The organism is Microvirga soli, assembly GCF_016734765.1.
In the GTDB taxonomy this organism is placed as follows: domain Bacteria; phylum Pseudomonadota; class Alphaproteobacteria; order Rhizobiales; family Beijerinckiaceae; genus Microvirga; species Microvirga soli.
The window spans coordinates 1-12,233 of the sequence record NZ_JAERQE010000086.1 but is presented as its reverse complement, the minus strand read 5'-3'; the positions used below and the strand labels follow the sequence as shown (position 1 = coordinate 12,233).

The 12,233-nt window shown below is 58.7% G+C and carries 12 protein-coding genes and 4 pseudogenes; 11 read left to right on the top strand and 5 right to left on the bottom strand.

The window, feature by feature from the left end:
* Positions 1-85: 85 nt before the first annotated feature.
* Positions 86-532: pseudogene (locus JKL45_RS28265) on the top strand (IS6 family transposase); the annotation flags it as partial.
* A gap of 103 nt (positions 533-635) precedes the next feature.
* Here JKL45_RS28265 and JKL45_RS28260 read toward each other — a convergent pair.
* On the bottom strand, positions 636-929 hold the full coding sequence (locus JKL45_RS28260; protein ID WP_201865116.1) for a hypothetical protein: 294 nt from the start codon (positions 927-929) through the stop codon (positions 636-638).
* 639 nt (positions 930-1,568) lie between these two features.
* On the opposite strand from JKL45_RS28260, the gene JKL45_RS28255 reads away from it, so the two are divergent.
* From JKL45_RS28255 to JKL45_RS28220, 8 genes and pseudogenes are all read left to right on the top strand, one after another.
* Positions 1,569-3,359 carry a PHA/PHB synthase family protein gene (locus tag JKL45_RS28255; protein WP_246499064.1) on the top strand — a complete coding sequence of 597 codons (1,791 nt, stop codon included), beginning with the start codon at positions 1,569-1,571 and terminating at the stop codon, positions 3,357-3,359.
* A gap of 120 nt (positions 3,360-3,479) precedes the next feature.
* On the top strand, positions 3,480-3,719 hold the full coding sequence (locus JKL45_RS28250; protein WP_190847215.1) for a DUF6489 family protein: 240 nt from the start codon (positions 3,480-3,482) through the stop codon (positions 3,717-3,719).
* 282 nt (positions 3,720-4,001) lie between these two features.
* On the top strand, positions 4,002-4,406 hold the full coding sequence (locus JKL45_RS28245) for a plasmid pRiA4b ORF-3 family protein (RefSeq protein ID WP_201865114.1): 405 nt from the start codon (positions 4,002-4,004) through the stop codon (positions 4,404-4,406).
* A 27-nt stretch (positions 4,407-4,433) separates the two neighbouring features.
* Positions 4,434-4,658, top strand: coding sequence for a hypothetical protein (locus JKL45_RS28240; RefSeq protein ID WP_201865113.1), 225 nt, complete (start codon positions 4,434-4,436; stop codon positions 4,656-4,658).
* A gap of 103 nt (positions 4,659-4,761) precedes the next feature.
* Positions 4,762-5,240, top strand: a pseudogene (locus JKL45_RS28235) (ISKra4 family transposase); the annotation flags it as partial.
* 170 nt (positions 5,241-5,410) lie between these two features.
* Positions 5,411-5,929, top strand: a complete 519-nt coding sequence (locus JKL45_RS28230) for a hypothetical protein (RefSeq protein WP_201865111.1) — start codon at positions 5,411-5,413, stop codon at positions 5,927-5,929.
* Positions 5,930-5,971: 42 nt separating this feature from the next.
* A pseudogene (locus JKL45_RS28225) lies at positions 5,972-6,376 on the top strand (PRC-barrel domain-containing protein).
* 249 nt (positions 6,377-6,625) lie between these two features.
* A complete protein-coding gene (locus tag JKL45_RS28220; protein ID WP_201865110.1) occupies positions 6,626-6,850 on the top strand; it encodes a hypothetical protein in 225 nt (74 codons plus the stop codon).
* A gap of 250 nt (positions 6,851-7,100) precedes the next feature.
* Here the strand turns inward: JKL45_RS28220 and JKL45_RS28215 are convergent, their stop codons facing one another.
* From JKL45_RS28215 to JKL45_RS28200, 4 genes and pseudogenes are all read right to left on the bottom strand, one after another.
* Positions 7,101-8,240, bottom strand: coding sequence for a sensor histidine kinase (locus JKL45_RS28215; protein WP_246499062.1), 1,140 nt, complete (start codon positions 8,238-8,240; stop codon positions 7,101-7,103).
* A gap of 96 nt (positions 8,241-8,336) precedes the next feature.
* Entirely contained in the window at positions 8,337-8,714 is a 378-nt protein-coding gene (locus JKL45_RS28210; protein WP_201865108.1) for a response regulator, read from the bottom strand.
* 77 nt (positions 8,715-8,791) lie between these two features.
* Positions 8,792-9,330: pseudogene (locus JKL45_RS28205) on the bottom strand (sigma-70 family RNA polymerase sigma factor).
* Entirely contained in the window at positions 9,323-9,553 is a 231-nt protein-coding gene (locus tag JKL45_RS28200; protein ID WP_201865107.1) for a hypothetical protein, read from the bottom strand. The pseudogene JKL45_RS28205 and the gene JKL45_RS28200 overlap by 8 nt, the downstream one beginning before the upstream one ends.
* 175 nt (positions 9,554-9,728) lie before the next feature.
* On the opposite strand from JKL45_RS28200, the gene JKL45_RS28195 reads away from it, so the two are divergent.
* Complete coding sequence (locus JKL45_RS28195) at positions 9,729-10,346, top strand: hypothetical protein (RefSeq protein WP_201865106.1); 618 nt, start codon at positions 9,729-9,731, stop codon at positions 10,344-10,346.
* Positions 10,347-10,464: 118 nt separating this feature from the next.
* Positions 10,465-10,908: a GNAT family N-acetyltransferase gene (locus JKL45_RS28190; RefSeq protein WP_201865105.1), complete on the top strand. Its 444-nt coding sequence runs from the start codon at positions 10,465-10,467 to the stop codon at positions 10,906-10,908.
* The last annotated feature ends 1,325 nt before the right edge of the window (positions 10,909-12,233 follow it).

The following is a 12,233-nucleotide window of genomic DNA, read 5'->3' as shown; positions in this document are numbered from 1 at the left end:
GCAATCACCCCACAGGCGAGCTGACCAATGGCCACCTCAAACCGCACCCGAATTTACACTCATTGACGGACGTGACCACACTGCAGGCCGAAAGCATTGGCTCTGGAGAGCAGTGGATCAACACGGGGCCGTGCTCGACATCCTAGTCCAGAGCCGCCGGGATGCGAAAGCGGCCGAACGCGTGCTCCGCAAGCTGCTCAAGAAGCAAGGCGTCACACCACGTGTGATGATCACCGATAAGCTGGCGAGCTATGCCGCCGCGAAGAGGGTCGTGATGCCCGGTGTTGAACACCGACAGCATAAAGGTTTGAACAATCGAGCCGAGAACAACCATCAGCCAACCCGACGGCGCGAGCGCCTCATGAAGTGCTTCAAGTCAGCCGGCCAGGCCCAACGCTTTCTCTCGGTTCATGACCAAGTCGCCAACCTCTTCCGTCGTCCCACCCGCACCAATGCAGAAGGTCATCGCCGCGTCCGCGCTCAGGCCTTTCAGGTCTGGGCTGAGGTGACTGGCATCGCGAGTGCCGCCTGATTTGTCGTCTCAGGGACGCGCTTTGCCTTCGGCTCGTTAAATTGGCAGTGCCCCTTGGAATCACCTGCCAGCGACGCAAGTTGCACCCGAACCGGGCCTCAACCTAATCCCCAGCCTTTACGCGCTTCAGAAGAGTCTCGACGTCGTCGGTCAGATCTAAGATGGCTCGCGGGTGTCGCTGCCTCCCCATGCGCCATTGCGCCCGCTGCGCCCCGGTTGTTTTCAACTGAAGTGGCGTCGCATTGGATCTCGGAAGCTCGACCGGAGCGTGGCCGGCTGCCTGCTTGATTTCGCGTCGGATCAGGTACATCGCGGCTACCATTAGCACCGGCACCAAGGCCATCAGCCCAAGTGCGATCCAGTCCTGCGGTGCCATCTGTGACGAGAGAGCATTCACGAAGATCCTCCCTGCATGACTTTGGCCTATGTCCCATGATCAGGCTCACCGTGTCCGATCGGGAGGGCCTCCAACAATCAATCCTACGGCCGATTGTCGGCGAGTGGCACTGTTAACGTGGGGGCTGCCGCACCCTCGGTGGGGGTACTCAGGAAACGTCTCGGTATATCCCGCATGCCGGTTACAGATCGAGAAGCAGCCGAAAAGGTCATCCAGAGCCATGTCGCCGTCCAGCCCACCCGTATGATCGCCGGTTATAACCTGGAATCAGTACAAAGCACTTTGACCTTAGCCCATAGGAACCATCCCCGCTCAATGGCGCGTTGTTCCATGGTCGCCCAGTCGCATCAACGTGACGGACGACACCCTTTGGTGTGCCCAGCTCATCCCGCTACAATGTTGGATCGCGAAGCAGGAACAGGCACCCACAAGATGCCGTTCGAACAAAGGTTGTCTGAGAGAAGCGACCGCGTATTTTGGAGGAAGCTCATGGCCGGCGAGGACAATGACAAGACGCAATCGCAAGTAGGCAGAAACATGCCCGGGCCGGATGTGATGCTAGGTCTTTGGGCCTCCTGGATGGACCAGATGTCCACCCCGGCAAAGGCGTTGGCTGACCCAGGGACCGCGTGGTGGCAGATGACAACGGATAACCCTGTTTCGAGTCTGATCGACGGGGGTGTCGATCAGCTCCAGAGGAGCCTGTCACAGGATCCCACCCTTCGTTCCATCGACCAGATGTGGAACGCCAATCCCCTGCGCGAGGTCGTACCCGTCGACTGGGCCGAGATCGCCCGGGCTCTGCGTATCGTCTGGTTGCGCTCACTGAGAAAACCAGGCACAGCCTTGGACGTCGTGGACCTCAACCAAGACCTATGGCGCTCCGCGCTCGACGTGTGGCACGAAGCAGGGCAGCGCTGGCTTGGTCTTGCCGGCTCATCGTCAGCCGAAAGACCAGCTTCTGCCACAGACAAGCGGTTCGCTGCTCATGAATGGCACGCCAACCCTGTTTATCGCACTCTCCAGCAGATCTATCTGCTCGCGTCCGATTGGCTGCTGCAGCAGGGCGATGTGGAGAGCATGGACCAGGTCGAGCAGCAGCGCATCAACTTCCATCTGCGGCAGTTTGTGGATGCCATGAGCCCTGCCCTGATCCTGTTGTCGAACCCTGTCGCTCTTCAACGAGCCGTCGAGACCGGAGGAACCAGTATTGCAGCCGGGGCCGCCAACCTGGCCGCCGATCTCCAGGCCGGGCGCCTGAGCATGGTCGACACCGAGGCTTTTGCGCCAGGCAAGAACCTTGCCCTCACGCCGGGAAAGGTGGTCCATCGCAATCGCCTGATGGAGCTGATCCAGTATGCGCCCACAACGGCGAAGGTTCACAAGACGCCGCTGCTGATCCTGCCACCCTGGATCAACAAGTATTACATCCTCGACATGCAGCCCAAGAACAGCCTGGTGCGCTATCTGGTCGAGCAAGGGTTCACGGTCTTTCTGGTCTCCTGGAAGAACCCGGATGCTTCCATGGATGAGATCGGCATCGAGGACTACATGGACCTCGGACCGCTGGAATCCAGCGATGTGGTGCGCGAGATTACCGGCAGCCCCACGGTCAACGCCATGGGCTACTGCATCGGTGGGACGCTGCTGACGATGACGCTGGCGGTCCTCGCGGCCAAGGGCGACAAGCGCTTCAACTCGGCCAGCTTCATGGTCTCCCTGCAGGACTTCTCGCGCGTGGGCGATACAGCAGTCTTCATGGGCGAGCCAGGGGTGGATCTGATCGAGCAGCAGATGATGGAGCGCGGCTATCTCGACAGCCGCGAGATGTCGAACATGTTCAACCTGCTGCGCTCGAACGATCTGATCTGGGCCAATGTGGTCAACAACTACCTGATGGGCAGCAAGCCGCCGGCTTTTGATCTGCTGTACTGGAACAGCGACGGCACTCGGATGGCCCGCGCCGCCCACAGCTGGTACCTGCGCAACACCTATGTTGAGAACAACCTGATCGAGCCAGGCAAGATCACGCTCAAGGGCGAGCCGATGGATCTCGGCCGCATTCGCCAGGGCACCTATGCGGTGGGGGCGGAGAAGGACCACATCGTGCCCTGGGACGCAGCCTGGCGCATCACGCAGCTGTTTGGCGGAGACGTGCGGTTCGTCCGTGCCTCCAGCGGCCATATTGCCGGGATCATCAACCCACCAGGTGGCAAGGGAACCTACTGGACCCGGGAGGCTGGCGATGGGGCAGCGAGCAGCCCCGAGCAGTGGCTGCAGAGCGCCAGCCGCCATGAGGGGAGCTGGTGGCCGGATTGGACCGCCTGGCTTTCGGACCGCTCAGGCCGAAAGAGCGCGCTGCCCCCGATGGGCAGCGCGAAGCACCCACCCCTGCTGGATGCACCCGGCATGTATGTGATGGAAAAGTAGGATGGCCGAGGTCAATCCAAGTAGCAGTCGTACTGCGTAGCCCCGTTTGGTTGAGCTCAGCCGCTATATAAAAGACCACCGTTCGGCAGCCCATCTGTTGATGCTGGAGCAGGATGTCAGATGAAGATCACCATGGACGTTGAGTGTACGCCTGAAGAGGCACGGGCCTTTTTAGGCCTGCCGGATGTGAAACCCATGCAGGAGCAGCTCATGCGAGAGGTGCAGGAACGCATGACGGCGAACATCCGGGCGATGGAGCCTGAAGCCATGCTGAGGACCTGGCTACCCGCTACCCTCAAAGGGTTTGAGCAGATGCAGGAGATCTTTATGTCCCAGATGACCGGGACGAAACGAGAGTAGGCGAAGCGACGTGCTGAACTGCCAACGACGGAGCGGTGCCCGCCCAGGTTAACGTTCAGATCCCAAGCGGCAAGATAGTAGGCCCAAACGAAGGCCTTATGCCTCGCTCTGATGAGCACTACTTCCTTAATTGGATATTGTGCGTTGCACAAATTTGCCGCAGACTGCCTGGCTCGAAAGCGCCTCAATATGGAGAGCATGGGGAAGTGTGGGGCAGATTGGTAACAGGTCGGCGGCACAAGGTTTCCGGCCAGACGAAACATGCCGGCGGGACACCTTCATTTGCCAAAGCGCTTCCCGTTCGAACCTGGGCTGCCTGATCCTTCCCGAACTCCGGAGATCCTGCAGTTCAAGGTCTGGCTGCTCGGCATCAGCCCCTTGGTTTGGCGGCGGGTTCAGGTCCGAGCCAGCATGACCTTGCGGGAGTTGCATGGTGTCATTCAAGTGGCGATGGGTTGGGAGGGCATTCACCTGTTCCAGTTCACGCTTCGGGCACGACGGTTTGGCTCTCGTGAACTGGCGGCTCGGACTCCAGATGTTCCACTTTCAGAGCTGCGCCTCCGCTCAGGTACCCGCTTCCGCTACGAGTACGACCTCAATGTTTCCTGGGAGCACGAGGTGCGCCTTGGGAGCCGGCATCAGGCTGCCCCTCATAAAAGCTATCCCATTTGCCTGGACGGGGATTGATCCTGTCCGCCGGAGGACTGCGGCGCAGTGCTCGGCTTTCTGGCCCAGCGTGAGGCCTGGACCGCTCCGGAGACCAGTCGTGACTTCGCCGTCCTCGCGGATTTCGTCGATCAGCTCGCTTTGAAGCGGAGTACAGGCGCCCCCATCGACACCAGGGGAATCCATGACGTTTGGGAGGCTCTTGAGCGCCTTGAGGTGCGCCAAGGGTGGCAGGCAAGCCGTTCTCCCGCAAGGACGTCAATGAGCGGCTAAGCAAGACCGAGTATCTCGACCTTATGCATCAACAGTGGTGAAGCTCTGCGCTCTAATGGTCAGCAATGGCGTCCGGCTTTCCCAAGAGCGCATGGAAGGTCCCATGCAGGTCAGGATCATGCTTCAAATCATAGGAGACGACGGAGCCGTAAGCGACGCGGAGGAGGTCGCAGCTCTGACCAAGATCACGGGGCGGGCTGAGGATCCGGGCCTGTCCTTGGCCGAGAGGAAGACCTTGCTGGCGGCCGCCCAGCAGCGAATAGTCGAGGCTCAGGTCAATGGCTGGCTCGAGAACCACCGGCACTGCCCGATCAGCGGTCGCAAACTCCGCTGCAAGGGCAGCTACCCGCTCACTTTCCGGACCTTACTCGGCGATGTCCGGCTGAAGAGTCCGCGCTACTACCTTCCTCAGGGCGGCAGACCAACGGGCCGGCAACAATCTCGCCACTGACGCAATTGCGCCCCGACCATGTAGCGCCGGAGCGTCCGTACCTTGAGATCCGCTGGGCCTCGCTCGTCCCCTATGCGGCAGCCGCTGATCTCCTGGCCGATGTGCTACCTGTCGGGAGCGGCGTCAACGCGCACATAAGTTAAGGTAGCCAGGAACGGGATTCACAGCCTTGGCGTTACAAATGGTGCAGGTCGCTAACTACCTGCTCTGATTGTCTTGGAGGGCTCGTATGGTGAACCCGTTCGGTATCAACGGCCAATCCACCCCTGATAAGAATGGGGGTAAGTCTATCGAGAGTTCGTTGGATAACAGCCTACCTGAGAACTCGCAGGAGAACCTCGATGCAAGGCTCGATCATGCCATCGAGGAGACCTTCCCCACGAGCGATCCAGTCTCTGTCGTGATCACCAAAGGCCCTGAGCCTGATAGTCCTGATCAGGAAGCCCTTTTCCCATCGGCGGATGACCAGCAGAGCCAACCGGAGCAGGCATCAACGGAGCATCTTCTGGATCAGGTGCGTGAAGCCCTGCACGACGTTGCCGACCAAGCGTCCGGTGCAGCCCGTGACGTGTACAGCCGAGGTGAGCACTACGCGCGACAAGCACGAGAACAGTATCCGGAGGCAGAGCGGTACATTCGCGATGGCCAGCGAGCCGTCACCCGCCGAGTGACGGGAAACCCGTTGCTCGCGCTGTTTGTGGCAGGAGCCACTGGATACGCGCTGGCATGGATGATCCATGGGCACCGGCGAGCCCACGAGGCTCACGTGCCGGATTATGGCCGAACAGATCGTGGATACGCTCCGCATCGGGAAACTTGAAGCAAATAGCACCTGAGATGGCGCGAAAGAGGGAGAACACGCATAGCTCACACGGATTCCTCAACGAACACCAATGCTCCCGGTGTGATGACCGGCAAGCCCTTGATCGAGAGTGATCGGGTTGAGGGAACGGCAGTGTATGATCCGCAAGGCAATCATCTCGGCTCGATCAAGCGGCTAATGATTGAGAAAATCAGCGGCAAGGTTGCCTATGCAGTAATGAGCTTTGGCGGCTTCCTCGGCATGGGCGAGGATGAGCATACCATCCCGTGGAGCAAGCTCGATTATGACACCAGCTAAGGCGGGTACCGTACCGACGTTAGGGAAGAGCAAATTCGTGGTGCCCCAACCTTCTACCGGGATCGTGACGACTACGACTGGTCGGACCGAGAGCGCGAACGCGAACTGCATGATTATTGGAAGACGCCCTATTACTGGGGCATCTGAGCTTGAAGGGACGCCCATTCTCAAGCCGCAGGTAACAGCCATAGGGGTGATCCGGTTCCCATGACTGTGATGACGGAGGAAAGGAACTGACGCAACTCGCAAACGCCGATCAAGTTGCGCTGATGGCAAGCAAGCGACAACGGCGGGAAAACGTAATGTTCTGCCCGTTATCCACAGCCCTCTGCAAAGATGGTTAACGTCGTCTCAACACCTCGGTACATCTACTTAGGCGGTGATTTGGAGACGGTGATGGGAAGCAGCGGCGCGGGTGGCAAAAGGATTTCACCGGTCTCCGACGAAGACCTTCTGCGCACCATCGGCGAGGACCTCCGCAGCCTCTACGCCGACATCATCCGACAGCCCCTGCCCCCGAAGATCGAAGCTGCTCTTGCCCGAATAGATCGAGTGAACAGCCAAGGTAACAACCTGCGCCGACCGGCAGCCCATTGGGCCGGGACATCGCTCGGGCTCTAAGCACTTACCAAGACAGCAAAAGCCGCAGCGAGGGAGGCAGCAATGATGCTGTACTCGGCCCATGCGAACCATTGTGGCCTGCTGTGAAAGTTCACCTCACCAAGCATTTCATACCTCCCGTCAGGTGCGCATCGCCCCAAGTCTTGTTCTCGCAATGTTCTCTTTCTACGACTTCGTCAGAAGAGATCAAGCCGCTTGGGGCCTTGTCCACGGGAACCTTGCGCCTCATCCCGGCGCGAGAGCGAAGCGCTCAATAAAAAGGGACCAGTCGCCGTTCAACCAGCGGCGCACTCATCTGGAAGCGTAGACCCTCCTGGGTATATTGGACCTCCACCTCAGCATTGCACTGCATGGGCAGAACCCGCTGGAGCAGGGTTGAACCAAACCCACGGTGCTGAGGCTCCTTCACCGGAGGGCCGCCGACCTCTCTCCACTCCAGGTGAAGCTTCCTTGTCCCCTCGACCTCGTCCACATTCCACTGAACTCGGACATGCCCCGTTGGATTCGAAAGAGCCCCATAGCGGACGGCATTCGTGGTTAGTTCGTGAAGTGCCATGCCGACAGGCACTGCGAGATCAGCCGATAGCTCGACGGGTTGTCCAATGAGCATGAAGCGGGGCTGTAGGCTCTCATCGAACGGCTTGAATTCGTTGAGGGCAATCTCGCGCAGCGGGGCCGTCTGCCAATAGTCCTCGGTCAGCAGGTTGTGGGTCTTCGCCAACGAGGCGATCCGGTTGGAGAACGAGTGATTGAACTCGTCAAAGCTGCCGGTGGACCGGCCTGTGGCTCCAACGAGCGCCTGGACAGTAGCCAGGGTGTTCTTCACCCTGTGGTGAAGCTCGCGAACAAGCAAAGTCTGCCGCTGCTCGATCTGGCGGCTGGTCTCCACTTTCGCATCACAGTCTGCAATAGTGCGACGCAGTTCCAGCAGCGCCATAACCTGCCGCGCCAGCATTGTGAGAGTGACAGACTGATCCTGAGACAGGTCGCGCACTACACTGTCGAAGACGCACAATGCTCCTAACGGCACACCATCAGGTGTTCTCAGCGCAGCCCCTGCGTAGAAAAGCAGGTTGGGCTCGCCCGTTACCAGAGGGTTATGAGCAAAGCGAGGGTCTTCCGTCAGGTCAGGCACGATGGTCAGCCCAGCTTGAACCATGGCAGTGAGACAAATGGAACGATCCAGGGGTGTCTCTCGAACTCCAAGCCCCACCTCGGCCTTGAACCACTGCCTGCGGTCATCAATGAGGCTGATGAGAGCGACGGGAGTCTGACAGATACGGGCGGCAAGCTGTACCAGATCGTCGAACGCAGGCTCCGGTGGCGTGTCGAGAATCCGATAGCTGCGCAGGATAGCGAGCCGTTCAGTCTCTGATTCAGGAGGGAGCAAGTTGCCGTTCAACACGAGGGATTACCACTGACACCACTCCTGAGAACGTGCTTAACCTATGTTAGTTCGAGCGAAGCGGCTGATTTCCCAAGCAATTTAGAGAGAGCCGACCAGAACTTGCTGACAGGCTTGGACCAGAGTCCCAGACGGGACGGGTTTCTCGATCCAAGCAATGTGCTGGAAGTCGGACAGATGCTGCTGATCCTCCTGATATCCTGAGTAGATCAGGAACGGGACCTCACGGCGGCTTAGCTCCAAAGCGATCTCCCGGCAGTGACCATCTTTCAGGGTTGTGTCCAGGATAGCCATGTCAGGCGTGGTTGTCCGGAGCCACTCAAGGGCGGCAGAGCAGGCTGAAAAGGGTCCGGCGACCTCATAGCCTGCATCCTGCAATTCATCTTGAACGTTGAGCGCAATAAGGGCCTCGTCCTCCAAAATCAGGACAAGTGGTCTGCTGTTGGCTGGTTGGTTCATCTGTTCATTCTTCGGCCATCAGGCTTGAATCTAACCTGAACAAGCAAACTTGGCCATTGCTTATGGAATTGAGCAATTCATCTCAGCGCCAGTGCCGCTTTGGTCAGATCATCAGGCCCCAAGTCAGCCTCACCTGAAAGCTTTAAGAGCGATGCCAGTTTGAATCGGGCGCGATTCACGCGGCTTTTGACCGTGCCAACCGCCACGTCGCAGACCTCGGCGGCTTCTTCATAGGACATCCCGTGCGCCCCACCAAAAGCAGCGCCTCCCGCTGATCCAGGGGGAGCGTGGCTAAGGCCGCTCGGAAGTCCTCAAAGTCGAGACGGCCATGCTGATCCGGGTGTGTTCTGAGGCGAGCGGCATAGGACCCATCAGCATCCTCCACCTCGCGCTTGCGTTTGCGGTACTCGGAATGAAAGAGATTGCGTAGGATCGTGAAGAGCCATGCGTTGAGGTTCGTCCCTTGCTCAAATCGGTCGATATTACCCCACGCCCGCACGATGGTGTCCTGCACCAGATCGTCAGCGCGATCAGCGTTGCCCGTCAGGGATATCGCAAACGCGCGCAACTTCGGAATGGCTGCAATGATCTCGTCGCGCAGACGGTCTTCAACCATGAGCTTCAGGAGCGCTACGGCCCGCTTCGATCTGACGGACCAGAAGTGTCAGACTTGGCGATAAGGGGAGCCGTTCGAGGTTGACATACATCTCGCGCAAGCTGGTCCTGATCCGCTCCTGAGTTTCAGCTTGAATATCCCGCCAGAGACCATCGTCTCTCCAGGAATGAGGAACAACGATGATGTACTCTTCCGGCTCGTCGTCGGATGCTCCATAGCCCATCGGCGTTCCTACCCATTCGCTCTCTTTCTGGCGTTAGGCCATCAACGAGGAAGGCTGAGTGGCGTTCCTGGCAAATGGTCACGTTTTGCTAACTTATGTTTATTTCTTAGCTACACCGAAGGATTAGGAACCCGAGAAGCTTGGCCACGTTGCTTCCCTTATCAAGGAGGCGGGGATGCCAAAGTTCGGGACGATGCTCGCAGCACTGGCGCAGCCCTATCGCCTCCTGACGGTAGCTCTCATCCTTCCACTGGCAATCAGCGCTGTACCTGCCCAGGCTCAAGGCATCTTCGGGCTCTTCAGGGCCTTCTCCCAACCCACGCCACCAGCGCCACCGCCACAATCCTTCGGCTATCAGCCTGATCCTGGGTTTGAGCAACCCCGTCGCAAAGCCCGACCGCGTCCGAAGCCCGTTGTTATGGAGCAACTGGAGGTCAAGAAGCCCATCGAGCCGAAACCGATGGGAGAGATTGCCAATCCTGTTCCGGCACTTCTGGCCGACAGCACCTTGCGTCCCGGCGATATGGTGATGTTTCCAGATGGGCTGCGCGTATTCACGGGCAAACCCGGAGGGTCTCACAAGCTCACGGACTTCAAGCCCTTGGCCCAGGCAGGCAAGCACCTGTCCCGTGCAACGCGCAAGCTTGTCCAGCATCTGCTCCCCAGTGAGAACATTGCATGGAACACGGATGCAGTCAGGTCTGGCGGCAAGCTCGCAGCCAATACGGATGATGTCACAACCACAGGAAGCGTGAGCAGTCCCAAGAACCGGAAGGGCTCACGGTCGCGATGACGCTACCACTTATCCCATCTGTTGTGGTAATAGTCAGGGTGACCGGCGGGATGCTCTAAGATAATCTCGATCAGCCACGCCGGTCAGATCACCAGCTTCCATCCGTTTAAACTCTCCGATGACAATTACCCTCCGTCCGGCTTGTTCGGACGACTATGCCTTTGCTCTTGAACTCTACATCGAAGCGATCAGACCTCTTGCAAGTGCCTGGATAGATCGGGCTGGTACAGACCAAGAGGCTCAGTTTGCCACCCTGTGGCGTCACGATACCCGGATCATAACTCTCGATGATCAGGAAGTCGGGTGGGTGGAGTTTCGGCGGACTGGCGACGAACTCTTCCTGAAGCAATTCTATATCTCACCAGGGCATCAGCGGCGTGGCATCGGCTCACAGGTCCTCAGACTACTTCGGGAGGAGCAGCGCGGGTCGGCAAAGTCGATGGCGCCGTTCGTGCTGAAAAATAATCCTGCTTTCCGATTCTATGAGCGACATGGCTTTGAGGTCGTCCGCAAGACCCACACCACGTTCGTCATGCGCCGCGCGATGGGTGAGGCGGCTTGATCCGTCTGATTGAATAGCGGTTAGAAGCCGATGCGATCCAGTCTGTCATAGGCCGAGTCGCAGCAAGCTAGATGACTGAATTCGGGGATCATAGCGTATTTTAAGGCAGGCTCTGGGACGAAGATCAAACGCCAGTTCACGAGGCCGGCATCCGACGACCGCTTTCAGATAATCCTGTTTATTCAGGGTGCGAATTGACGCGGGACCTCCTCTGCATCGTTTTTCTTCGCTAACCTGATGAGCAGATCAGGGGAGAGCGCGAGGGCATGCGTCAGTTTGGGGTGTTTGCCGCCCTTACTTTGACTTGGATCACCGCATCCTGCGCTGAAAGGATAGTGCATCCGGCTGTTATATCCCAGCCAACTCCACCGAAAGCTGCTGCGTCCAGGCCAATCCCCAACAATGTGGAGGTGAGGCGTCAGGCTGAGACGATTGCAGAGAATGCCGGGAAGAGTTCGGCTATCCGCTCTCGTCAAACCACTCCAAGGGCCAGCCTGAAGCCAGAGCCGCCGCCCGTACCTCAAGCCCCGCTCCCGCAAGTTTCGCTACATCCAAAGAAGACCTCAACCTCGCATGAACCGCCTGTGGCTGTTGCGCTCCCGCCGCCCCCGGAGCCTGACGAATCCAACTTCCCGTTCGCCGTGCTGATGCCTCCACCACCGGTACCTGCTGAGCCAACATTCCCTTCCGTCTCGTCAACCGTTGAACTACCGCCGTCAGTGGAGCCTGCTGTACCTATCCTGCCAGAGGTGACTTTAGAAGCGGCGCTGCCACCGCCGCCCGAGACTGCTGAGCCGAGTTTTCCAGTCGCCGCACTAATACCTCCCCCTTCTGAACGGTCTCTGCCTTCACAGGAAGAGGCCATCATAGAAAGCCCAATCCCAATTCCGTTCCCAGACCTTGCATCAAATCTTTCGCTTCGACCGCAATTTGATTGGGTGGATACCGTAGGCTCTATCGAAGTGCCGCACAGCCCTTTATCGGATGCTCGTGAAGCAAGTCCGGAGGAAGGAATTCCAAGTCTAATCCGAAATCCTTGGCCACTCTCGATGGAAGGCAGCTAAGCGGGTAAGTGTATTAGTCGGGAACCTGTCAGTTCTGGCCTCACCTTGTTAGTCGGGTTCCCCACTGAGAGGGTCGGACAGGTCAGGAATTCGGCCAACGGTTTGGGTGAGCACTTTCCAGACCTAACCAAGGTGGGCGTCCTCGATGAGGGTGGAGGACGGCATCGGCACAGCCGCTCCATCAGGTTGCGTCGCAAATTTCGATCAGGGACACGAAGACGTCCGACGCCCCGTCACAGGTTCAGGCCGCAAGCAGATCGA